Here is a 21,713-nt window from a genome sequence, read left to right on the forward strand (position 1 = left end):
GACGTGGACGAGGCGCTGTGACCATTCGGGGGCCGCTCGTGGCTGACCCCCAGGGTTTTCTGAAGCACACCGCACGGGAACTGCCCAAGCGGCGCCCGGTGCCACTGCGCCTGATGGACTGGAAAGAGGTCTACGAGGAGAACTTCTCCCACCAGACCTTGCAGACCCAGGCCAGCCGGTGCATGGACTGCGGTATCCCGTTCTGCCACAACGGCTGTCCGCTGGGAAACCTGATCCCCGAATGGAACGACCTGGTCTACAAGGACCGCTGGCGCGAAGGCATCGACCGGCTGCACGCGACCAACAACTTCCCGGAGTTCACCGGGCGGTTGTGTCCCGCGCCGTGTGAGGCGTCCTGCGTGCTCGGCATCAACCAGGATCCGGTCACGATCAAGCAGGTCGAGGTCGAGATCATCGAGAACGCCTTCGACGAGGGCTGGGTGACCCCGGTCTACCCGACCCGCCTCACCGGCAAGAAGGTCGCCGTCGTCGGTTCCGGTCCGGCCGGTCTGGCCGCGGCGCAGCAGCTGACCCGCGCCGGGCACACCGTGACCGTGTTCGAGCGGGCCGACCGCATCGGCGGTCTGCTGCGTTACGGCATCCCGGAATTCAAGATGGAGAAGCGCTTCATCGATCGCCGTCTCGCGCAGATGGAGGCCGAGGGCACCATCTTCAAGACCGGTGTGAACGTGGGCGTCGACATCACCGCCGAGCAGTTGCGCGAGCGGTACGACGCGATCGTGCTGGCCGGCGGCGCCACGCTGGCGCGTGACCTGCCGATCCCGGGCCGCGATCTGGACGGCATCCACCAGGCCATGGAGTTCCTACCCTGGGCCAACCGGGTGCAGCTCGGCGACGACGTCACCGACGAAGCGGGCCTGCCGCCCATCCACGCGAAGGACAAGAAGGTCGTCATCATCGGCGGTGGCGACACCGGCGCCGACTGCCTCGGCACCTCGCACCGGCAGGGCGCGGCGAGCATCCACCAGTTCGAGATCATGCCGCGTCCCCCGGAGGAGCGGGCCGCGTCCACCCCGTGGCCGACCTACCCGCTGATGTACCGGGTCTCCTCGGCGCACGAGGAGGGCGGCGAGCGCGTGTTCTCGGTGAACACCGAGCGCTTCGTCGGCGCGGACGGCAAGGTGACCGGCCTGGAGGCGCACGAGGTCAAGATGGTCAACGGCCGGTTCGAGAAGGTGGAGGGCACCGACTTCACGCTCGAGGCCGACCTGGTGCTGCTGGCCATGGGCTTCGTCGGTCCCGAGAAGCCGGGACTGCTCACCGATCTCGGCGTCGGCTACGACCAGCGCGGCAACGTGCAGCGCGACAAGAACTGGGCGACCAACGTTCCCGGCGTCTTCGTCGCGGGTGACATGGGCCGTGGCCAGTCGCTCATCGTCTGGGCCATCGCCGAAGGCCGCGCCGCGGCCGCGGGCGTGGACCGGTACCTGGAAGGCGAGACCGCCCTCCCGGCGCCGATCACCCCCACCATGGTGGCTCAGCGCTAGGTCCCCTCTCTTACCGGAGCGGAAACGAAAGGCGCCTGTGGACAACTCGTCCACAGGCGCCTTTTCGCGTGCGATTTCCCGGCTTCGAGTCGCCCCGGCAACGGAAATCCGACACACTGCGGGGTTCGAATGGCATTGCGGCGGGCGTGGCCTTATTGTGATCTCCGGCGTACTGCTGATCTTGGGATGTGGTTATGAGCGCACCTCATCCGGCCGGGTGACTTCTGTTCACCCGGCGTGCACTGGAACGACATCCAGTGCGTTCAGCATTGACGCGGCAACTCGGCGGGAAGTCGACGAGGGCGAGGTTTGGAGCGGTATGCAGTGGAAGAAGGTCGTCGCGGCTCTTGGTGCGTCCGCGACCGTGATGTCCGGATTGGTTCTCGGTAGCGGTTCGGCGAACGCCGCCCCCGGCTGCCCGAGCCTGTACGTTGTGGCGATCCCGGGTACCTGGGAGACCGGGCACGAAAAGAACCCGCAGCCGGGCATGCTTTCCGGCGTCACCCGTGGCCTACCGTCCTCCGCGGAGGTCGACTACGTGACCTATGCCGCGACCGCCTTCCCCTGGGAGGGCGAGGTTTACGGCAACTCCAAGAAGGAAGCGGTCGACAACGCGCGTGGCCTGATCGCGAACATGGCGCAGCAGTGCGGTGCGACCAAGATCGCTCTGGTCGGCTACAGCCAGGGCGCGGACGCCGCCGGTGACCTCGCCGCCGAGATCGGCACCGGCCTCGGTGTCGTGCCGCCCGATCGCGTCGCCGGTGTGGGCCTGATCTCCGATCCGCGTCGTTCGCCCACCGACATCCAGGTCGGCCCGGTCGCGCCGGGAGCGGGCGCCGGTGGTCCCCGTGTCGGCGGCTTCGGCTGGATCAGTGACCGCACCCGCACCATCTGCGCGCTCGACGACCTCTACTGCGCCACCGCGACCGAGGACTTCGTCACACGGTTCGCCGGTTTCCTCGCGCAGGCGTCGGATGCCAATCCGGCCAACATGTGGCGCTACCAGATCGAGGCGGGCAACATCTTCGGCGATCTGATGAGTTCGGGCGGTGTCCCGGTCCTGCAGGCGCAGCTGACCGACTCGGCCAACGAGCAGCGAGTCAAGGACCTGGAGCGTTTCTACAAGTCGCAGGCGCACACCCTGTACGGCAGCTACCCGGTGGGTGGCGGCCAGACGGCCATCTCCTGGATGCACAACTGGATCGCGGGCATGGCCTGACCTGGCACCTAAACCATAGGGCCCACCTCCGAACTCGGAAGTGGGCCCGTTTCGATGCGGCCGGAGGGTCTAGCTGGACCCGGTGGGCGGAAGCACGTGGAAGAAGTGCTTCTGCCGCGGGCCATCCCGCCACGGGCCGTTGTCCGGCTCACAGTCCGGGCCGTCGTGCCGTTCGAAATGTTCGAAAAGACGAGGCCCGTTGTCCGGCCCGTCATGCCGTTCGAAACGTTCGAAATGACGGGGGCCGCCGTCGATGTCGGTGCCTTGCTGCGGCGCGTCCACCAGCTGGATCTGCGCCTGGTCGGCGGTGGTTTCGGCGGACGCGGTCGCCGCGAGGGCCGCGAGCGGGACGGTGATCAGCGCACCGGCCGCGGCGACCCCGGCCAGACGCCGCAGCGGCGTAGCGGTTTTGGAGAGCGACACGGAATTCCTTTCTCTCGAACCGTGAGTCGCCGTTCGGCAGCGGCTCACCGGTCCTATCGAAGGTTCGGTCACTGGGACATCGGTGCGACGGGCCTGGCAATCGGCTGTGAATAACTCAGCGCGTGGCGATCAGCGGATCGCCGGCATGGTCTGAGCAGGCACCGAAAACGTAGGGGCCTCTCGTGACTGGGACACCGGTGCGGTCGGCCTGGCAATCCTCTGTGCGTGCTCAGCTCGAGGCGATATTGCGGGGCAACAGGTCCCAGACGTGCCCGTTCTCGTTGACGGTGGCGGCCGTGCGGCGCCCCGTGCGGGAGAACAGGATGCGGGTGATCGAGCAGTAGTCGATGGGGAAAGTCAGCGGCCTCTCCAGCTCGAGGACCTCTTGCAGCAGCACGTTGATCACACCGCCGTGCGCGAACGCGACGACAGTGTCGGCCGGATCGGTGGCCGCGACGATATCGGCGACCGCGGCGTACACCCTGGCCTTGAATGCCGCACCGTCCACCTGCACCGGAAGATGTCCGGCCTTGATCCGGTCATAGGCGTCGCGGAATTCGACCTTCGCGTCCTCGATGGGAATGTAGGCCGGTAGATCGCGATCGTATTCGGCGAGGTCGTCGACGACATCGACGCCGAGACCCAGTTTCGTGGCGGTCGGCGCCGCCGTCTCCCGAGCCCGGCGCTGCGGGCTGCTCACCACCCGGGAGATCCGGTGATGGCCGAGAGCCGCAGGCACCCGCTCGGCCTGCTCCAGCCCTACCGGGGCCAACTCCGGATCGGCGGGCCCACCCGAAGTCAGCATCCGGACCGGCTGGGCATGGCGAACGAGAATCAACTGCACCCACCCCACTCTGCCGCATACCCTTGGCCCACTCCATCCGGCCCCATCGACCCTTCGTCCGGCTCAGCAGGGGTTGACATACTCGATCGCCTGAAGCTGACCGTGCCGTTCGATCTGGATATCGATCTCACCGAGACCGATCGGTTGTAGAAAAGGTCGGTTCGGCTCGGTTGGCCGACCGCGGCCAAGAGCCGAAAGTGGCGACGGAATCGGCATCCGAGCGCGCCTGAGACCACAGCGACGACGGCACGGTTCGTATCGAGAAGCCGGGCCGTCGGTTTCTGCCGTTAGTTGTTCTTCCTGCGCTTGGTCAGCAGGTAGATGCCGCCGATGATCAGGGCGACCACCAGCAGGCAGCAGAGTGCGCCGATGATCAGCCCGCCGCCGCCTCTGCTCTTCTTCTTTTTGGCGGCCAGCTCGAGCGCGGAGTTCCAGGTGTCGGGGCTGGCCCATACGGTGTGGTCCAGCAAACTCGCGTTCGTCAGCAGATCAAGGTACATATCCGAACCCCTTTGGTGTCGCGGCCTCCTCCCGGGGCCGAATCTCCAAGGGTAGCGGTCCGATTCGTTCGATGAGGATTCTTCCAGGACGAAGGCTCGGTCAGCGTGGTTTCACCAAGGGGAACGGCAGTGTCTCGCGGATGCTGCGTCCGGTGATCAGCATGACGATCCGGTCCACGCCCATGCCGAGCCCGCCGGTCGGCGGCATGGCGTGCTCGAGCGCCTGCAAGAAGTCCTCGTCGAGTTCCATCGCCTCGGGATCACCGTTGGCCGCGAGCAGTGACTGCTCGGTGAGCCTGCGGCGCTGCTCCACGGGATCGGTGAGTTCGCTGTAGGCGGTGCCGAGTTCGACACCCCAGGCGACCAGGTCCCAGCGCTCGGTCACGCCCGGGATGCTGCGGTGCTGTCTGGTCAACGGGGACACCGAAGTCGGGAAGTTTATGTAGAAAGTCGGCTCCTGGGTGTGGGATTCGACCAAGTGCTCGTACATCTCCAGCACCACCTGTCCGGCGTCCCAGCCGTGCTGACAGGGCACCTCGGCCTTTTCGCAGAGTTGGCGCAACTCCTCGACCTCGGTCTCCGGCGTGATCTCCGTACCGATCGCCTCCGACACCGCGCCGTGCACCGTCCGCACCCGCCACTCGCCGGAGATGTCCACCTCCTCGAAGGTCCCGTCGCCACGGGGCCGCAGGGCCACCATGGCGCCGTTGGCGGCGATCGCGGCGTTCTGGATGAGCCGTCGGCAGGTGTGCATCATGCGCTCGTAGTCGCTGTGCGCCTCATAGGCCTCGAGAATGGTGAACTCGGGATTGTGGCTGAAGTCGACGCCCTCGTTGCGGAAGGTGCGCCCGATCTCGAACACCTTCTCCATTCCGCCGACGCACAGCCGCTTGAGATACAGCTCGGGGGCGATGCGCAGGTACAGGTCGAGGTCGTAGGCGTTGATGTGGGTGAGGAACGGCGTGGCGTTGGCGCCGCCGTGCACCTGTTGCAGGATCGGCGTCTCCACTTCCAGGTAACCCAGGGAGTTCAGCGAGTCCCGCAGCGAGCGCATCACCGCGCTCCGTTTGGCCAGCACCTCGCGGATCTCGGTGTTGATCGCCATGTCGACGTAGCGCTGCCGCACCCTGGCCTCGGGATCGGCCAGCCCCTTCCACTTGTCCGGTAGCGGGTGCAGGCATTTGCCCAGCATCCGCCAGTCCGCCGCGAGCAGCGACAGCTCACCGCGCCTGCTGGCCCCGATCTGACCGCTCACTTCGATCAGGTCGCCCAGATCGAAGAACTCGCCGAACTCGGCGCTTCGGGCGGCGCCGACCCGGTCGCGATCGATGACGAGTTGGATGTCGTCGGTCCAGTCGCGGACCACCGCGAAGATCACGCCGCCGTAGTCGCGGATGCGCAGCAACCTGCCGCAGACCCGAACCGTGGTGCCGCGCGGGGAACGCCGCGCATCGGCGACGGTGTGCGTCGGCGGGTAGGCGACGGGATAGGGATCAATGCCGGAATCCGTCAGCCGCGCCAGTTTGTCCATACGCACGCGAACCTGTTCGGGCCTGCGTGGCAACTGCTCCGCACTCTCGTGCTCGGGGATTTCCGGCGCGCTGCCGTCGGCGTGCAGGCCCGTCACGGTGGCGGGCACCGCGACATGTTCGCCGGTGTGGATCGCGGTGTCCGGCTCCTTGCCGAACCGGGGCAGGAAGCCCTCCGCCAGCGCGCTGGCCATCGCGACGCGGGGGAGGTGCCTGCGATCTTCGAACAGGAAGAACCGGGGCACCCAGTGCGGCTGATACTTCACATTCGAGCGATACAGCGCCTCCAACTGCCACCAACGGGAGAAGAACAGCAGCACGCCACGCCACAAGCGCAGCACGGGACCGGCTCCGATCCGGCCGCCTTCCTCGAACACCGAGCGGAACACCGCGAAGTTCAGCGACACCTTGGTGATGCCGTACAGCTCGGAATGCAGCGCGAGCTGCGAGATCATCAGCTCCATCACGCCGTTGGGACCCCCGGGGTCGCGGCGCATCAGCTCCAGCGAGACGCCGGTGCGGCCCCACGGCACCAGCGACAGCATGCCGAGCACCCGGTCCTGCGGATTGACGGCCTCGACCAGCAAGCATTCGCCGTCCAGCGCATCGCCCAGCCTGCCCAGCGCCATGGAGAACCCGCGCTCGGTCTCGGTGTCGCGCCAGGCATCGGCGCGGGCAATGATCCTGCGGAACTCGTCGGCGGGGATATCGCGATGCCTGCGGATGCGGACCACGACACCGTGCTTGCGCAGCCGGTTGGCGGCCTGACGCACCGGCTTCATCTCGGGTCCGGCCAGCGAGAAGTTCCTGGTATCCAGAATGGCTTCGTCACCGAGGCGCAGCGCGGAAAGACCCGCCCGCCGGTACGCCGTCGCCCCGACTTCGCTCGCGCCCATCACCGCGGGCGCCCAACCGAACTGATCGGCCTCCCGCAGCCAGGCATCGATGGCCTGCGGCCATGCCTCGCGGATGCCGATCGGGTCACCACTGGCCAGGGAGACGCCCAGTTCCACCCGATAGGTCACCGCCGCCTTGCCGCTCGGCGCGAATACCACCCCCTTGTCCCGGCGGGTGGCGAAGTAGCCGAGCGAATCCTCCACATCCGAGCGCTCCAGCAGTCCGCGCAGCGCCGACTCGTCGGTGCCGGTCATCGCGTTCGCCGCCCGCTGCGAGCGCAGCAGGATGACTACCGCCGCCAGCAGCGCGACAGCGCCGAACAGGCCGAGCAGGAAGTTGACGAACGGTCGCGGATGTCCGTCGAAGTGCTCGTTGTCCGCCAGCACCGCCGCGGTCACCCGGTAGACCGCCCACCCAGGCCGCTGCAGGCCCGGCGGAAGACTGCCGGGGAACAATTCCACGAGTCCCCAGCCCAGCAGCGCGCCGATCGCCAGTCCACCGACCAGCACGCCGAGCGCTTTCCACCCGGCGCCGCGGCGCACCTTGGTGTAGAACTCCGGCCATGCCGCGATGAGCACGCCGATCACGGCCAGGTGCACCACCATCGCCACCAGCGCGTGAATACTGCCGCGCTCGGCGAAGGCCATGCCGTTGACCACCGTGTAGATCGCGAGATAGCCGATCAGCAACCACCAGGCGATCCGTTTGCGGCTGGTAATCGCGCCGGCGGTCAACCCGACCACCAGCGCCCACATCAGGTTCGTGTCCGGCGCGTCGAAGTAATAGGTATCGATATAGCGGCGCGGCACCTGGGTCAGGAAACGCAGCGCGGGCGAGAGGCTCCACAGGAAGCACAGCACCGCGAATACACCGAGCGTCAACCCCGCGATATGCGGCACTTCCGAAAGTCGGCCATGACCACGGTGTGGAACCGGCGGAGTCGGTTTATCCACCGCCGGTGTTGCGGTGTCGAGGTGTTGCTGGGCTTGCGTGGAGGTCACGGAACCAGTGTGTACGTTAGTGTGTCGGATTTGCCAAGCCTGCGGCGCGCGTGTTTGTGCGGTGTTTGTACGGTCCGGACTCGAGCGCGGCGTGTTCGCCGCCGAGAAGGCTCGACGACGAACTTTTGTGATTCCGCGCTGACCTGGGCGGAGCGGCCGACCAAATCGGTGTGAATTCGTTGCATACGGTAGAGACGTTCCGATTTCTGCGCGGAGCGGGAGTGCGGCATAGTTGCCCGGAGATCGCTGGGGACCTGGGGCGGTGTTCGGCGAGTTCGGATGGGGTAGTAAGTATTTACCCCATGTCGGAACCAGTCGAAGTACCGATCGATGACGACGTTATTCGGCTCGGCCAGTTTCTGAAGCTGGCCAACCTGATCGATTCGGGTTCGGAGGCGAAGACGGTGATCGCCGCCGGATTGGTGCGGGTGAACGACGAGGTGGAACTGCGGCGCGGGCGGCAACTGCACATCGGTGATGTGGTCGCGCTCGCCGGTCACAAGGCGATCGTGTCCGCCTGATCGCCGCCGGGTGGCGGCGAACGGGCGGATTCGGGCGCGCCGCCGCACCGGCTCAATCCTCGGCGCGTACCACGATGCCGTCGTGGTCGCTGTAGAGCATGTCGCCGGGAACGAAGGTGACCCCGCCGAACTCGACCGGTACGTCGCGGTCGCCGCTACCGGTCTGGGTGCTCTTGCGCGGGTTGGTGCCCAGCGCCTTGATGCCGATGTCCAGGGTGCGCAGGATGGCGGAGTCGCGAACGGCGCCGTTGACGATGACGCCCGCCCAGCCGTTCTCCACGCCGCGCCCGGCGATGATGTCGCCGACCAGCGCCGTGTGCACGCTCGCACCGCCGTCCACCACCAGCACCTTACCCTCGCCCTGCTCGCCGAGCGTCTGCTTGACCAGCAGATTGTCCTGGAAGCAACGGATCGTGGTGATGCGTCCGGAGAATGCCGCCCGCCCGCCGAACTGGATGAACTGCGTGTCGCAGCTGCGGATCTCCGGGCCGATCTCGTCGGCCAGATCTGCGGTGGCGATTACATTCTGCGATTCCGTCATGGCGTTTATTTTCCAGCGCCCGCGGCGCTGGGTGTTCGCGGCCCCCTATGGCTCGCGTCCGAGCGTCAGGCTTAGCTCGATGGCGCGTCGGCTGTCCTCACGCGTGGTCGATGGCGCGTTACTTCTCGGGGGCGGCGGCGTTATCTGTGGCCGTAGCGCAGTTCGTACAGGTCGCGGTCGTGTTCGGTGCACTTTCCGTGGTCGACCAGGTCGGGGTTCAGGCCGTGCTGGACCAAGCGGAAGCGGCGCCAGACGTAACTCAGCGCGACCGTGAAGACGATCAGCGGAACGATCATCATCACGATCAAGCCGATCTTCAGCGGCATCGGCCCGGGGAACAGCAGCACCAGGGCGAAGAACGGGATGATCGGCCCGATGAAGCGGACGAGATAGCGTTCCATGGCCCCGTGTCCGACGAGGTCGTGGGTAACCCACTCGTGCAGCTCCTCGGGGAGCTCGCGGCCGAGATCGTAGGCGATCCGCTGCGTGAACGTGGGGGTTTTCATGCCTCCAGGCTATGCCTGTGATATAAGGCACCGCCAGGTCTCGACGCGGGTCATCCACGTCCGTGTCGGCGCTCGTACTCCAGCCGCTCACGCTCGCCCCGGCGGCGGGCGTCGGCATCCGCGAGCGCGGGGTCGAGACCATGCTTGATCAGCCGATGGCGCCGGTAGACGTACAGCAGCGCCACGGTGAAGTAGATCAGCGGGATGTACAACAGCGCCATCATCGCCAGACCCATCCACAGGGGGCCGGGCAGCAACAGGAACAGCATGAGCACCGGAAGCACCGGCACCAGAAACCGCAGCAGGTAACGCCGCGTAGCGCCCGGCCCGACCAGATCCTCCCGCACCCAATCGGACATCGATTCCGGCAGGGTCCGGCCGAAGATATAACCGATCCGCTGTCCGACCGAGGGTGTAGCACTCACCCCTCCAGCATGACAGCCCGAGCCTCACCTACAGTCTGACGGCCGGTGGCAGCCCGAGCCGCAGTCGCGGCAAATCAAACAGAGCGCGCGTGGAACGCCGCTATCTGGGTGACGAGGTTGTGGGTGGTGTGCTGCACGGCGATCTTGACGAACGGCTCGATGGTCTTGCCGAGGGCCCGTCCCGCCAAGCCGCCGGGCACCCGGAAGTCCACGATCGCGTCGACCGTGCACAACCTGTCGCCCTTGGCGTGGAACAAGAAGGTGGATTCGACGTCGAAACCCTTGATGGACTCGACGCCGATGGCGAAGTCCCTCTCCCAGCGGATCACGCGGATCCGCGACTTCAGCGAGGCGGGCCCCAGCTTCATGTGCCCGTCGAAGGTGGCGCCGACGCCTTCGGTCTGCTCGCCGACCGGGGTGAAGGACTGGATACCGTGCAGGAACCGCGACAGGTTCCGGTAGTCGTTCACGTAGGCGAACGCGGACTCCGCCGAGGCCACGCAATCCTCGACGATCTTCACTTCGGTCATGCGCAGACCTTAACGGGTGCGGTCGGACGTAGTCCGTCCTCAGCCCGCCCATGGCCGGACCGAAGGCGGAAGGTACGCATAACCGGGACGCGGAGCCGCGGCTCAGGCTGTTACCGCGAGGGTCGCGGCGAGGCCGAAGGCGAGCGCCATCACGACCACCTCGGCTACCGCGCGGCGCAGCGAGTCCTTCGCGTCCATCCGGTGGTCGGCCGCCTTCGGCACCCAGCTGCGCCGCCACCACCAGCCGAGCGCGAGCAAGCCGAGCAGCACCACGGTCTTGGCGAGCAGAATCCGGCCGTAACCGGTGCTGACGAACGGAGCCACCCCACCGACCCGGATCAGCCCGTTGAGCAGCCCCGTCACCGCAACGACCGCCACCAGGGGCAACGCCACCGCCGAATACCTGGGCAGCACGGCCGCCCACTCGCCCCGGGTCCGCACGACCAGCGCCAGCGCGACCAGCAACCCGAACCAGGCGCCCGCCGCCAACGCGTGCACCGCGGCGAGAACCGACCCGAACGCCTGTTGCGACATGTGCCCGGTGATCGGCCGCAACGCCAGCGCGACCGCCGCGAACACCAGCACCAGATCGGCGGAGGCGGACTCGGGCCGCCGGAAGGCCAGCGCCGATCCACCGGCCACCGTCGCGACGCCGACCAGGATCGCGATCCCGACCTGCCCGCCGCTGACGTCGACCAGATAGGTGCCGAACTCTCCTGCGCCGAGTCGGCTCACCGGAACGCCGACCACCTCAGCGGCCTCGAAGACCAGCACGGCGAATTCGGCCACCGCCCAGATGCCGGCGAGCACCGCGAGCAGCCGCCACGGTGTCCGCGCGCGCGGCGCCACTCTGGGCAGCGCGGCCAACCCGAGCGCGGTGGCCCCGACACCGTCGGCGACCACCCGGACCACGGCCTCCCCCGGCAGCGGTCCGGGAAGGATCAGGACCCAGGCGAGTACGACGCCCAGCAGCCCGGCCGGGAAGGTCAGCAACACCGCGGGCCATGGCATCCGGCCGGGGGCGCGCCGAGCGCCGTCCCGGCCGCCGGTCTTCACGTCGCTCACCGCTTCTGGTCGCGGCTCCTGCCGCCGAACAAGGCGAACGCGAGTCCGCCGCCGAACAACACGACCGCGCCGACGACGAACACCCACAGCGGGATCCCGTCCGAGCCGTCCGAGCTGTCGTTCGCCTTCGCGTTCGGCTTCGGCCCCGGCGTGCCGTTGCCCGGCTTGCCCAGCGTGAAATGGCGTTTGCCGCTGACCGGGTGCCCGTCGGCCGAGGTCACCCGATAGGCGATGGTGTATTCGCCGACCGGGCCCAGCTCGCCTACGGCGACGCTGACCGTCTTGCCCTCGACCACCGGATCGCCCTTGGACCACAGATTGCCGTCCGGTCCGACGACCGTGAGCGACGGGAAGCTGGGCTGGAGTTCCTCGTTGAACGTGACGCTGGCGCGGTCCGGGCCCGCGTCTACGGTCGCGTTCTCCTCCGGGACGCTGCCGGTCGCGGCGGAGTGCGCGGCGGCGACTCCCGTTGCGCCGATGCCGAACCCGAGCAGAAACAGTCCCGCCACGAGGGCGGCGAGGAGGCGGCGGCTCATGCGCGCCGCCCGCGGATCACGTTGCCGACGCCGAGCGCGACACCGAGCAAGCCGAGTGCCAGACCGATGCCGCCGAGCCAGCGGGCCGTCTGGTCCTCGTGGTCGGCGTCTTCGTCTTCGGCTTCGCTGCTCACCGCGTGCCCGTCCGCGTGGTCTTTCGCGGCGGTCAGGGTGATCGACGGGGCCGGATGTTCCGGTTCGTCGCCGTTCTTCTGGACCGGTTGATCCCAGCTGACCACCTTGCCATCGGAATAGGTCTGCTTGGCGGGGAAGCTCACCGAATCCAGGGCGGGCAGTGGACCGACGGACAGCGCGAAACGCTGGAACTGTCCGGGTGGGATGCCCGGCGCGCCGGGATCGGCGGTCCAGGTGATCGCGGTGATCTCCTTCTTGTCGTTGCGTTCGACCTTGGCCGACCATCCGGGAATCGGTTCGTTCCGAGCGGATTTCAGGTTGGGCAGGGTGACGGTGAGCGCGGTGGTGCTGGCGGTGTCCGATTCGGTGGGGACCCGGAAGGTGGCGACGGCGTATCCGCCTTGCGCCGCGCCGGGCGCGTCCACCGTGACGTGTGCCGCGGCGGCGCCGCCCGCGAGCAGAACGAGCGCCGTTGTGGCGACCGTCGTCGTGACGGCGCGCGAAATCGAGTTGGACATGCTGAAGTCTCCTGTGCGAGAGGAATGGGTGTCGGAGGATCAGACCGACACCGGCGGCGCGCGAGGACCGAGCGCACCCAGCGCAGCACAGCGATAGGGCGGAAGGCCGGAATCAGCCCAGAACGGCGCGCCGGCGATTCGCATCCGCCGCGGCGGAGCGAGTATCACGCGCAGTGCACCGGAGGCGGCGGCGAAAAGCCGCTCGGCGAGGACGATCAGTGCCGCGCAACCGACCGTCGCGACGGTGTGCGCGAGCAGCATCCATCCGGTCGGCAGCGGGGAAGTCGTTGTGGCGTGCGTGGTTCCGGAATGGTCGTGGTCGACCAGCACCGACAGCGCGGCATGGCTCAGCAGCTGGCCCGCGCCGAGCAGCCCGGCCACGACGGACGGGCGCAGGCACGCTCGCGCGGTTCCCGCGGCCGAGCCGACTCCGGCGGCGATCAGCAACAGCAGCGTCAGCTCGGTGGAGCCCGGCGCACCGCCACCCGCCGCACCGTGTGCGGCGACGGCGAGCACGCCGACCAGCACGCCGACCAGGCCGCCACGCAGGTGGCCGGTGATCGGGTGCGGAGACATCGGGACGAGGAAACTCAGCGCACGCCGAGCCGGGCCAGGATGTCCGACTCGATCCCGGACAGCTCGTGGGAGATCGACGCGTGCACGGAACGGCGGCGATTGGCGGGCATCTGGTCGGAGGTGTGCACGGCGGCCGTCAGGCTGCCGAGGCGGTCCTTGGTGGCGGCGACGAACTTCTGCGCCTCGCCCTTGTCCTTGCCGTCCTGCGAGCCGATCTTCGTCAGCGCCGCTTCGGCATTCGTGATTCGCGCCTGCAGCTTCGCGCCGTGTCCGGTGAAGTCGCCGAGCTGCTCGATGCCGACGCCGAGCTGCTGGGCGCGGCGGGTGTCGAGCTGTCCGCGCAGGAAGGTCGCGCCGCGGTAGGCGAGCGGAGCGAGCACCGGGATGAGCACACGGGCCACCCCGAGGTATTTCTTCACCTGACCGGCGCTGAACGGATCGCGTTCGGCCTTGGCCGCCACCTTCAGCGCGGCCTTCTCCTCCGCCTGGAACGTCGCGATCTGCGCCTTGGCGACCTTGCGCTGGGTGCGGGCCTCGGCCCGGCGCGCTTTGCGGTCGTTCTTCGCGACGAGCTTGGCCTCCATCACGGCCTTGTGCTTGAGGGCTTTCGCCTCGGCCCTGCGGCTCGGCCGCCGCTTGCGCTTCGTGAACAACCCCATCGAAGGCCCTCCGTCATGCTGGTTCGCCATGGCAGTACGACGCCGGGGAAGCCCGTCCGCCCATGTCACACGCTTTGCCGTTACCCTATCGGGTCCACGCCGTCAGCTGCGAGGGTAGTGCGGCCCGCGCGCTCGGCGCCTGACAATTCCCATCCCAGCCGAGCGACTCGGCAGTGGGGTCGACGCGATCGCCAATGTGAGTACCGCGTATGTGCGGGTCACCGCCCCACGCGACCAGCGCGCCGCAACCCCCGGACGCGCCCAGCGCACCACAACCCCCGGTTTCGAGCGAAGCGAGACCGAGCATGCGCCGTTCGCGGCCCGGCTCGCGTCCGAGTGGCCGCCGCGTTCGCGACGCAGTCGCCAGCGGCGGTCGCTCGGACGCGAGCCACAAGGGGGCCGCGAACACGCCGCGACGAAGTCGCGGCCAATCCAATACAGCGCTGAAATTCAACACTGTCGGGGGGAGGGACCATACTGCTTAGCGTGGATTCGGACATCGGTGACCGGGATGGTCGCAAGCGCAACGGAACGGCCGTGGATCGGGCCACCGACGTGCCGGCCGCCTTCATCGATGCCAGGGCGCTGATCGGCTGCCGCCATCGCCTGCGTATGGACGCCGCGCACCCCGAGGCATTGGCGGGGATCGTCGAGGACGCGGGCGTGCGCCAGCGCCGGGACGCCGCCGTCGCACACCGCGCCCGAGTGCGCGACGCGCTGGTCGGCGCGGACCCCGATGCCTGGGTGGTGATCGATCCCGGACTGCGCGCCGCCGAGCGCGCCGAAGCGACGATGCGCGCGTGCGAAATCGGGGCACGGCACATCTGGGGCGGACTGCTACCGCAGGAGCCGGACACCGGCAGGCGCGGAGGTTCGGAGATCCTGCTGCGCGACGTCGAACGCGGCGGCTACATCCCGATCATTGTGGTGAACCACAAGGTGACCGACCCGCGTCAACCCGAGCGCGCCGACTTCCACCCCACCACCTCGGACCCGTATCACTGGGACCCGCAACCGGATCCGCACCGCAAGCTACGCCAGCAGCCCCGCGACCAACAGCGGCTCGCCCACCTGCACCGGATGCTGCAACGGCACGGCCTGGCCAGCCCCGCGCTGGTCGGCGGCGTCATCGGCTTCGATTTCGATCGCATCCTGGTCCACGACCTGGCGCCGCTGCTGGCCGATTACGACCGCCGCTACGCCGACCGGATCGCGGTGGTGCGCGGCGAGCTGCCCACCATCCCGTCGAAGGTGCCCGAGTGCAGGCAGTGCCCGTGGTGGACGCGAGGAGTCGATGGCCCGAGCTGCGAGGGCTGGCTGATCGAGCATCGTGACGTCAGCCTGGTGGCGCCCGGCTCCCGCGCCGAGGTGCTGCGCAGGCACAACGTCGAGACCATCGATGAACTCGCCGGGTGGGTGGGTGAGGAGCCCGAGGATTGGCAGCACGGCCCGTTCGACGAGGCCGTGGTCACCGCGCGGGCGTGGATCGTCGGCGCCCCGCTGGTGCGGCGGGTCGAGAGCGTGCAAGTGCGGCGGGCGGACGTGGAGGTCGACGTCGATCTGGAGAGCTTCCAGGAGTACGGCGCGTACCTGTGGGGAACGCTGCTGAACGGCGTGTACCGCCCGTTCGTCACCTGGGACCCGTTGCCCACCGAGGACGAGGGCCGCTCTTTCGGCGAGTTCTGGACCTGGCTGATGACGGTGCGCGCCGAGGCGACCGCGACGGGCAGAACGTTTGCCGCGTACTGCTATTCGCGCACGGCGGAAGACAAGTGGCTGTACGAATCGGCGCGCCGGTTCGCGGGCAGGCCCGGCGTGCCGACGGTGGAGCAGGTGCGCGCGTTCGTGGACGGACCGCAATGGGTGGACATGTTCCAAGCCGTCTCCGACCAGTTCATCTGCCCGAACGGCAAGGGGTTGAAGAAGATCGCGCCGGTCGCCGGGTTCTCGTGGCGTGATCCCGAGGCGAGCGGCGAGGCGTCGATGAGCTGGTACCGGCTCGCGGTCGGCTACGACGGCGCCACGCCCGACGCGACCCAGCGCACCCGTTTGCTGGAATACAACGAGGACGACGTCCGCGCCACCCAGGTGCTGCGCGAATGGATGACCACCCGCGCCGACGCGGAGGTTGCCGGTCTCGCCGATTTCCGGCAGGTTCCCGATGCGCGGTCGCCCGGGACCGTCGCGGGTTACGCGGCGGCCCCACCTTCGGCTCTGTAGTCAGCGCACGGCGGTACCATCGCGACCGTGACAGAGCACGTCGAACAACTCGAGTTCCAGGCAGAGACCCATCAGCTGCTCGAGCTGATGATCCATTCCGTCTACTCCAACAAGGACACCTTCCTGCGGGAGCTGATCTCGAACTCCTCCGACGCGCTGGACAAGCTGCGGCTGGAGTCCTTCCGAGACAAGGATCTGCACGTCGACACCTCCGACCTGCACATCGAGCTGGAGGTCGACAAGGACGAACGGATCCTGACCGTCCGGGACAACGGCATCGGCATGTCGCGCGCCGAGGTCGTCGATCTGATCGGCACCCTCGCCAAGTCCGGTACCGCCGAGCTGCGCAGGAAGCTGAACGAGGCCAAGTCCGAGGCCGCCGCCGAGGAGCTGATCGGCCAGTTCGGCATCGGTTTCTATTCGACCTTCATGGTGGCCGACAAGGTCACCCTGACCACCCGCCGCGCGGGCGAGGCCACCGCCACCCGGTGGGAGTCGAACGCGGGCAGCTCCACTTATACGATCTCCGAACTCGACGAGGCCCCGCAGGGCACGTCGGTCGCGCTCCACCTCAAGCCGGTGGACGAGGAGGATCACCTCTTCGACTACACGCTGGAGTGGAAGCTGCGCGAGATCGTCAAGAAGTACTCCGACTTCATCTCCTGGCCGATCCGCATGCAGGTGGAGCGGACCGTCACCGAGGGCGAAGGCGAGGCCGCCGAGGAGAAGACGATCCTCGAGGACCAGACGCTCAACTCCATGAAGGCGCTGTGGACGCGCCCCAAGAGCGAGGTCTCCGACGAGGAGTACAAGGAGTTCTACAAGCACGTCAGTCACGGCTGGGACGATCCGCTGGAGATCATCCCGCTGAAGGCCGAGGGCACGTTCGAGTACCAGGCGCTGCTGTTCATCCCCTCGCACGCGCCGTTCGACCTGTTCACCCGTGAGCACAAGCGCGGCGTCCAGCTCTACGTCAAGCGGGTGTTCATCATGGACAACTGCGAAGAGCTGATGCCGGAGTACCTGCGCTTCGTCAAGGGCGTGGTGGACGCGCAGGATCTGTCGCTCAACGTCTCCCGGGAGATCCTCCAGCAGGACCGGCAGATCCAGATGATCCGCAAGCGTCTGGTGAAGAAGGTGCTGTCCACGGTCAAGGATCTGCAGGGCGCCGAGGACCAGGCCGGCTACCAGACCTTCTGGAAGGAGTTCGGCCGCGTCCTGAAGGAGGGCCTGCTCTCGGACTTCGACAACCGCGACACCATCCTCCAGGTCTCCTCGTTCGCCTCGACGAACTCCGAGACCGAGCTGACCACGCTGGCCCAGTACGTGGAGCGGATGCCCGAGGGGCAGGACACGATCTACTACATGACCGGCGAGACCCGTCAGCAGGTCGAGAGCTCCCCGCATCTGGAGGCGTTCAAGGCCAAGGGCCGCGAGGTGCTGATCCTGACCGACCCGGTCGACGAGATGTGGGTCGGTTCCGTACCGGAATTCGACGGCAAGGCGTTCCAGTCCATCGCCAAGGGCGAGGTCGATCTGGAGACCGAGGAGGAGAAGAAGGCCTCCGAGGCGCTGCGCGAGCAGCAGGACAAGGACTTCGCCGATGTCCTCACGTGGCTGGGCAAGACGCTGGAGGAGAACGTCAAGGAGGTGCGCCTGACCAACCGGCTCACCACCTCTCCGGCTTGCCTGGTCGGTGACGTGTTCGACTTCACGCCGATGCTGGAGCGGATGTATCGCGCCTCGGGCCAGGCGCTGCCGGAGAGCAAGCGGATTCTGGAACTCAACCCGACCCACCCGCTGGTCACCGGCCTGCGCGACGCGTACGCGGCCGAGCGGGAGAAGGCCGACGCCGGCACGGCGACCGAGCTGTCGGAAACCGCTGAACTGCTGTTCGGCACGGCGGTGCTCGCCGAGGGCGGTGAACTCAAGGATCCGGCGCACTTCGCCCACATCCTCACCGATCGGCTCACTCGCACTCTCTGAACCATCCGCGACCGGAGGACCAGCAATGTCCTCCGGTCGCGGCCGGTGCGGTCGGCGGCGTTTCGGCCATTTCTCGGTTACGGTGACGGGCGGGATGGCATATTCGCAGGACTGGGGAGTTCGCCCCCGGGTGGCGCGGTTAGATGTGGATGCCTGAAAGGATCGTCACGACATGTCCGCAAACCCGCTTGCCGTCGCCGAGCCGTGGGATCTCGTCGCCGACGGATATGACGAGTTCGCACCCGCGATAATGCAACCGTTCTCGGCGCGGGCGCTCGAGTTCGCCTCGCTCTCGCCGGAATCGCGCATCGTGGATGTCGCGGCGGGGCCGGGCACGCTCAGCCTGCTGGCCGCGGCTCACGTGGCGCAGGTCGACGCCATCGATTTCGCGGAGTCGATGATCGCGCGCTTGGCGAAGAACGCCGCTGCCGCCGGGCTGGTGAATATCCGGGCGCAAGTGGGTGACGGACAAGAACTGCCGTACGAATCCGACCAATTCGACGCCGGGTTCTCCATGTTCGGACTGATGTTCTTCCCGGACCGCGCTCGTGGGTTCGCCGAGCTGTTCCGAGTGTTGCGGCCGGGCGGGACGGCGGTGGTGTCGAGCTGGGCGCCGATCGCGGACTCGCCGCTGATGCGGATGATGTTCGGTGCCTTGACCGCGGCCGACCCGGACATCCAGGAGCCGCAACCGAACTTCCTGAGCCTGGAGAACCCGGAGGTCTTCGAATCGGAGATGCGCGGTGCGGGCTTCGAAGCCGTGTCCATCCAACGGCATTCGATCGCGCTCACCTTCGGCAGCCCCGAGGAGATGTGGGAGACCATGGTGCGCAGCAGCGCCCCGTTGGAGCTCATGCGCCACAACGTGAGCGCGGAGGTCTGGGCGCGGCGCGCCGCCGTCATGAAAGCGTTTCTCGCCGAGAAGTACCGGCCACACTGCCCGTTGTCCACCACGGCCTACCTCGGCATCGGCCACAAGCCGGGGGAATGAGAACAGCGCGCGACCCTTCGGTGAAGGGTCACGCGCTGCCGGGACTGCGGAGCGAAATTACCGCGGCGCCATGCGCAGCGCGCCGTCCATGCGGATGGTCTCGCCGTTCAGGTAGTCGTGCTCGATGATGTACTGCGTCAGCTGCGCGTACTCGTCCGGACGGCCGAGGCGGGACGGGAAGGGCACGCCCGCCTCGAGTCCCTTGCGGTACTCCTCGGTGACGCCGGCGAGCATCGGGGTGTCGATGATGCCGGGAGCGATGGTGTTCACCCGGATGCCGAACTGGGCCAGATCGCGCGCGGCCGGAACCGTCATACCGTGCACGCCGCCCTTGGACGCCGAGTAGGCGATCTGACCGATCTGCCCCTCGAACGCGGCGACCGAGGCGGTGTTGATGATGACGCCACGCTGGCCGTACTCGTCCACGGCGTCGGTCTTGGCGATCGCGTCGGCGGCCAGTCGCATGACGTTGAAGGTGCCGAGCAGGTTGACCGTGATGACCGTGCGGAACAGCTCCAGGTCGTGCGGGCCGTTCTTGGACAGGATGCGGCCCGCCCAGCCGACGCCGGCGCAGTTGACCACGATGCGCAGCGGGGCGCCGGACTCGACGACCTGCGCGACGGCCGCGCTGACCTCGTCGTTGCTGGTGACATCGGCGGGAATGAGGGTGACCCCGGCGGGCACGTTGTCGCCGGCGCGCTCGATCGACTGCGGTACGTCGAGCCCGAAGACGGTGGCGCCGAGATCGGCGAGACGCTTGGCGGTGGCGGCGCCGAGGCCCGATGCGCCTCCGGTGACAATGGCGGCGGAACCCGAAATCTCCACGATGGTCCTCTCGTTTGTGACAGCCAGTTGGCCCTTCGTCAATGGCACCCTAACCGGTACGCGGCGAACGGCCCTGCACGGCTCCCGCGACTCGTTTCCGGCGCGGGCCCTTTCCGGCAAGTCGGCGGAACCGACCGAGCAGAATGGAACAGCCCAGTCAGCTCGACCGAACACCCGGAGTCACCGAATGACCGAATCGGCCACCAGCGCACGCCTCCCCCGAGGTAGGCACGGCCTGCCACGGGAGCAGGTGATCGCTTCGCAGCGCGAACGAATCCTCGTCGCGACGGCGGAGGCCATGGCCGAGAACGGTTACATCGGAACGTCGGTCGCGGCGATCCTCAAGCGGGCTTGCGTGTCCCGGGAGACGTTCTACGAGCAGTTCCGCTCTAAAGAAGACTGTTTCGAAGCGGCCTATCAGCGCGCGGTGGATTTGTTGCTCGACCGGATCGCCGTCGCCACCGAGAGGGAAGACGGGGCGGCCGATACCGACGCCGTGGCGCGGATGGACCGGATCCTGCGCGCCTATCTCCAGTATCTGGTGGACGACCCGGCCAGCGCGCGGTTGTTCTTGGTCGAGGTCTTCGCGGTGGGGTCGGCCGCCATCGCGCGCCGGGCCCAGCTGCAGGAGCGATTCGTCGAGTTGATCGCCGCCGTGCTCGACGCGCGGACCGACCAGCAGCGTTTCGCCTGTCAGGCCCTGGCCGCGGCGGTCGGGTCGATGGTCACCGCTCGGATCGCGGCCGGAGACTCGAGCGGTCTGCAGGCGCTGCGGGAACCATTGCTGGATCTGTTGCGTCAGGGTGGCGGACTGTACGGGGCTGCGCTGGACTCGAGCGACGAGCCATCCGCGTGAGCAGCAGCGCCGCACCGGCCAGCGCGGGAGCCAGCGCCGCGAGCCCGGCGACGGCGACACCGCCGAGGGCCGGTGCGGTCGCGCCGAGCAGGGTCGCCGCGCCGAAGTAGAGGAACAGCAGGCCCGAGCCGATGCCGATCGTGTGCTCCGGCAGATGCTTGCCGACCAGAATGCCAACCGCGATGGCGAGCGCGTCGGCGGCGACCATGCCGATGGTCGAGCCAAGCCAGACGCCTACCCAGTCGTAGTCCGTGGCCAGCGCGGCGGTCGCGAACATGGTGCGATCGCCCAGCTCGGCGAGCAGGAACGCGGACAGCACCACGAAGAACGGCGCACCGCCCACTTTCGGCGCCTTCGGCTCCGGGTCTTGCTCGCCGGTGCCGAAGTGCTCGCGCAACGTCCACAGGCCGACGGCCAGGAAGGTGACGGCGGCGATCAGCGCGATCGCCGTGGTGGGCAGCGCCGCACCGAGGAAATAGCCGATGCCGACCGAGATCAGGTGCACCGCCGCGGAGGCTGTCGCGATGCCGCCGAGCACCACCCACCAGCGGTAGCGCAGCGCGAACGTCAGCGCCATCAGCTGGGACTTGTCACCGAGCTCGGCGAGGAAGACGACGCCGATGGTGAGCAATACGGTGGCGATCATGTGTGGCGGCTCCAAGGTCTCCGGCCTGCCGACCGGAGATATGGGGACGCTCCGGCCGACAACGAAATGGTTGTCCAGGCCGAAGGTCTCGCCCACCGGCCGGAAGCCGGTTCACACAGCCGGACCCGGCCCGAGCGGGCTCGGCGGGTCAGTATGTCGACTGTGCGATTGGGGGCTACTCCCCTTCGCTGCTTGCGACTCTACCGCCACGTTCCGCTCGTGCCAACCCGCTGTAATCGAAATCGCAATGCGCACA

General features: G+C 67.9%; 21 protein-coding genes and 1 pseudogene. 7 read left to right on the plus strand and 15 right to left on the minus strand.

The genetic code is table 11. The annotated features are described in order from the left end of the window. Positions 1 to 38 precede the first annotated feature (38 nt). Together ACFV2O_RS02855 and ACFV2O_RS02860 are read left to right on the plus strand one after the other, a co-directional pair. Positions 39 to 1,508: a glutamate synthase subunit beta gene (locus ACFV2O_RS02855; RefSeq protein WP_379249727.1), complete on the plus strand. Its 1,470-nt coding sequence runs from the start codon at positions 39 to 41 to the stop codon at positions 1,506 to 1,508. 319 nt (positions 1,509 to 1,827) lie between these two features. Next, complete coding sequence (locus ACFV2O_RS02860) at positions 1,828 to 2,727, plus strand: cutinase family protein (RefSeq protein WP_379249729.1); 900 nt, start codon at positions 1,828 to 1,830, stop codon at positions 2,725 to 2,727. A 69-nt stretch (positions 2,728 to 2,796) separates the two neighbouring features. Here ACFV2O_RS02860 and ACFV2O_RS02865 read toward each other — a convergent pair whose 3' ends face one another. From ACFV2O_RS02865 to lysX, 4 genes are all read right to left on the minus strand, one after another. Next, the gene (locus ACFV2O_RS02865; RefSeq protein WP_379249731.1) at positions 2,797 to 3,150 is read right to left on the minus strand and encodes a hypothetical protein; all 354 of its coding nucleotides are present in this window, start codon (positions 3,148 to 3,150) and stop codon (positions 2,797 to 2,799) included. A gap of 229 nt (positions 3,151 to 3,379) precedes the next feature. After that, complete coding sequence (locus ACFV2O_RS02870; protein ID WP_364434063.1) at positions 3,380 to 3,994, minus strand: histidine phosphatase family protein; 615 nt, start codon at positions 3,992 to 3,994, stop codon at positions 3,380 to 3,382. A gap of 287 nt (positions 3,995 to 4,281) precedes the next feature. Beyond that, on the minus strand, positions 4,282 to 4,494 hold the full coding sequence (locus ACFV2O_RS02875) for a hypothetical protein (protein ID WP_355073325.1): 213 nt from the start codon (positions 4,492 to 4,494) through the stop codon (positions 4,282 to 4,284). A 100-nt stretch (positions 4,495 to 4,594) separates the two neighbouring features. Beyond that, entirely contained in the window at positions 4,595 to 7,921 is a 3,327-nt protein-coding gene (lysX, locus tag ACFV2O_RS02880; protein ID WP_379249733.1) for a bifunctional lysylphosphatidylglycerol synthetase/lysine--tRNA ligase LysX, read from the minus strand. Positions 7,922 to 8,223: 302 nt separating this feature from the next. Between lysX and ACFV2O_RS02885 the strand changes: the two genes are divergently transcribed. Then, positions 8,224 to 8,442, plus strand: coding sequence for an RNA-binding S4 domain-containing protein (locus ACFV2O_RS02885; protein ID WP_039794186.1), 219 nt, complete (start codon positions 8,224 to 8,226; stop codon positions 8,440 to 8,442). 52 nt (positions 8,443 to 8,494) lie between these two features. Here ACFV2O_RS02885 and rraA read toward each other — a convergent pair whose 3' ends face one another. From rraA to ACFV2O_RS02930, 9 genes are all read right to left on the minus strand, one after another. Then, the gene (gene rraA, locus ACFV2O_RS02890) at positions 8,495 to 8,983 is read right to left on the minus strand and encodes a ribonuclease E activity regulator RraA (RefSeq protein WP_379249735.1); all 489 of its coding nucleotides are present in this window, start codon (positions 8,981 to 8,983) and stop codon (positions 8,495 to 8,497) included. A gap of 140 nt (positions 8,984 to 9,123) precedes the next feature. Continuing rightward, the gene (locus ACFV2O_RS02895) at positions 9,124 to 9,489 is read right to left on the minus strand and encodes a DUF5313 family protein (RefSeq protein WP_379249737.1); all 366 of its coding nucleotides are present in this window, start codon (positions 9,487 to 9,489) and stop codon (positions 9,124 to 9,126) included. Positions 9,490 to 9,539: 50 nt separating this feature from the next. Further along, positions 9,540 to 9,914: a DUF5313 family protein gene (locus ACFV2O_RS02900; RefSeq protein WP_355073318.1), complete on the minus strand. Its 375-nt coding sequence runs from the start codon at positions 9,912 to 9,914 to the stop codon at positions 9,540 to 9,542. A 74-nt stretch (positions 9,915 to 9,988) separates the two neighbouring features. Beyond that, positions 9,989 to 10,444 carry an SRPBCC family protein gene (locus ACFV2O_RS02905; RefSeq protein ID WP_355073317.1) on the minus strand — a complete coding sequence of 152 codons (456 nt, stop codon included), beginning with the start codon at positions 10,442 to 10,444 and terminating at the stop codon, positions 9,989 to 9,991. 102 nt (positions 10,445 to 10,546) lie between these two features. Next, positions 10,547 to 11,455 carry a CopD family protein gene (locus tag ACFV2O_RS02910; RefSeq protein ID WP_379250119.1) on the minus strand — a complete coding sequence of 303 codons (909 nt, stop codon included), beginning with the start codon at positions 11,453 to 11,455 and terminating at the stop codon, positions 10,547 to 10,549. Positions 11,456 to 11,505: 50 nt separating this feature from the next. Further along, entirely contained in the window at positions 11,506 to 12,045 is a 540-nt protein-coding gene (locus ACFV2O_RS02915; RefSeq protein ID WP_379249740.1) for a copper resistance protein CopC, read from the minus strand. Next, positions 12,042 to 12,698: a YcnI family protein gene (locus ACFV2O_RS02920; protein ID WP_379249742.1), complete on the minus strand. Its 657-nt coding sequence runs from the start codon at positions 12,696 to 12,698 to the stop codon at positions 12,042 to 12,044. The genes ACFV2O_RS02915 and ACFV2O_RS02920 overlap by 4 nt, the downstream gene beginning before the upstream one ends. 39 nt (positions 12,699 to 12,737) lie before the next feature. Further along, a complete protein-coding gene (locus ACFV2O_RS02925) occupies positions 12,738 to 13,274 on the minus strand; it encodes a hypothetical protein (RefSeq protein ID WP_379249744.1) in 537 nt (178 codons plus the stop codon). A 14-nt stretch (positions 13,275 to 13,288) separates the two neighbouring features. Next, on the minus strand, positions 13,289 to 13,933 hold the full coding sequence (locus ACFV2O_RS02930; protein ID WP_379249746.1) for a DUF6474 family protein: 645 nt from the start codon (positions 13,931 to 13,933) through the stop codon (positions 13,289 to 13,291). 612 nt (positions 13,934 to 14,545) lie between these two features. Here ACFV2O_RS02930 and ACFV2O_RS02935 point away from each other — a divergent pair. The 3 genes from ACFV2O_RS02935 to ACFV2O_RS02945 all read left to right on the plus strand — a co-directional run bounded on the left by ACFV2O_RS02935 (position 14,546) and on the right by ACFV2O_RS02945 (position 19,130). After that, positions 14,546 to 16,153: a TM0106 family RecB-like putative nuclease gene (locus ACFV2O_RS02935; protein ID WP_379250121.1), complete on the plus strand. Its 1,608-nt coding sequence runs from the start codon at positions 14,546 to 14,548 to the stop codon at positions 16,151 to 16,153. Between the two features lie 27 nt (positions 16,154 to 16,180). Beyond that, a complete protein-coding gene (htpG, locus tag ACFV2O_RS02940) occupies positions 16,181 to 18,139 on the plus strand; it encodes a molecular chaperone HtpG (protein ID WP_355073307.1) in 1,959 nt (652 codons plus the stop codon). Positions 18,140 to 18,311: 172 nt separating this feature from the next. Then, entirely contained in the window at positions 18,312 to 19,130 is an 819-nt protein-coding gene (locus ACFV2O_RS02945) for a class I SAM-dependent methyltransferase (RefSeq protein ID WP_379249748.1), read from the plus strand. A gap of 57 nt (positions 19,131 to 19,187) precedes the next feature. On the opposite strand, the gene ACFV2O_RS02950 is transcribed toward ACFV2O_RS02945, so the two are convergent. After that, positions 19,188 to 19,955 (minus strand): SDR family NAD(P)-dependent oxidoreductase, encoded by a 768-nt coding sequence (locus tag ACFV2O_RS02950; RefSeq protein ID WP_379249750.1) that lies wholly within the window; start codon positions 19,953 to 19,955, stop codon positions 19,188 to 19,190. A gap of 187 nt (positions 19,956 to 20,142) precedes the next feature. Here ACFV2O_RS02950 and ACFV2O_RS02955 point away from each other — a divergent pair. After that, positions 20,143 to 20,358, plus strand: a pseudogene (locus ACFV2O_RS02955) (TetR/AcrR family transcriptional regulator); the annotation flags it as partial. 322 nt (positions 20,359 to 20,680) lie between these two features. On the opposite strand, the gene ACFV2O_RS02960 reads toward ACFV2O_RS02955, so the two are convergent. After that, positions 20,681 to 21,457, minus strand: a complete 777-nt coding sequence (locus tag ACFV2O_RS02960; protein ID WP_379250123.1) for a TMEM165/GDT1 family protein — start codon at positions 21,455 to 21,457, stop codon at positions 20,681 to 20,683. Positions 21,458 to 21,713 lie beyond the last annotated feature (256 nt).

Origin of the sequence: Nocardia sp. NPDC059691 (assembly GCF_042733915.1) — a bacterium.
GTDB classification, from domain to species: Bacteria; Actinomycetota; Actinomycetes; order Mycobacteriales; family Mycobacteriaceae; genus Nocardia; species Nocardia sichangensis.

Coding starts and splice junctions, on each gene's coding strand:
- ACFV2O_RS02860 (WP_379249729.1), top strand. CDS start 1,828: ATGCAGTGGAAGAAGGTCGTCGCGGCTCTTGGTGCGTCCGCGACCGTG.
- ACFV2O_RS02875 (WP_355073325.1), bottom strand. CDS start 4,494: ATGTACCTTGATCTGCTGACGAACGCGAGTTTGCTGGACCACACCGTA.
- ACFV2O_RS02885 (WP_039794186.1), top strand. CDS start 8,224: ATGTCGGAACCAGTCGAAGTACCGATCGATGACGACGTTATTCGGCTC.
- rraA (WP_379249735.1), bottom strand. CDS start 8,983: ATGACGGAATCGCAGAATGTAATCGCCACCGCAGATCTGGCCGACGAG.
- ACFV2O_RS02895 (WP_379249737.1), bottom strand. CDS start 9,489: ATGAAAACCCCCACGTTCACGCAGCGGATCGCCTACGATCTCGGCCGC.
- ACFV2O_RS02905 (WP_355073317.1), bottom strand. CDS start 10,444: ATGACCGAAGTGAAGATCGTCGAGGATTGCGTGGCCTCGGCGGAGTCC.
- ACFV2O_RS02910 (WP_379250119.1), bottom strand. CDS start 11,455: ATGCCATGGCCCGCGGTGTTGCTGACCTTCCCGGCCGGGCTGCTGGGC.
- ACFV2O_RS02915 (WP_379249740.1), bottom strand. CDS start 12,045: ATGAGCCGCCGCCTCCTCGCCGCCCTCGTGGCGGGACTGTTTCTGCTC.
- ACFV2O_RS02920 (WP_379249742.1), bottom strand. CDS start 12,698: ATGTCCAACTCGATTTCGCGCGCCGTCACGACGACGGTCGCCACAACG.
- ACFV2O_RS02925 (WP_379249744.1), bottom strand. CDS start 13,274: ATGTCTCCGCACCCGATCACCGGCCACCTGCGTGGCGGCCTGGTCGGC.
- ACFV2O_RS02930 (WP_379249746.1), bottom strand. CDS start 13,933: ATGGGGTTGTTCACGAAGCGCAAGCGGCGGCCGAGCCGCAGGGCCGAG.
- ACFV2O_RS02935 (WP_379250121.1), top strand. CDS start 14,546: ATGGACGCCGCGCACCCCGAGGCATTGGCGGGGATCGTCGAGGACGCG.
- ACFV2O_RS02945 (WP_379249748.1), top strand. CDS start 18,312: ATGTCCGCAAACCCGCTTGCCGTCGCCGAGCCGTGGGATCTCGTCGCC.
- ACFV2O_RS02960 (WP_379250123.1), bottom strand. CDS start 21,457: ATGATCGCCACCGTATTGCTCACCATCGGCGTCGTCTTCCTCGCCGAG.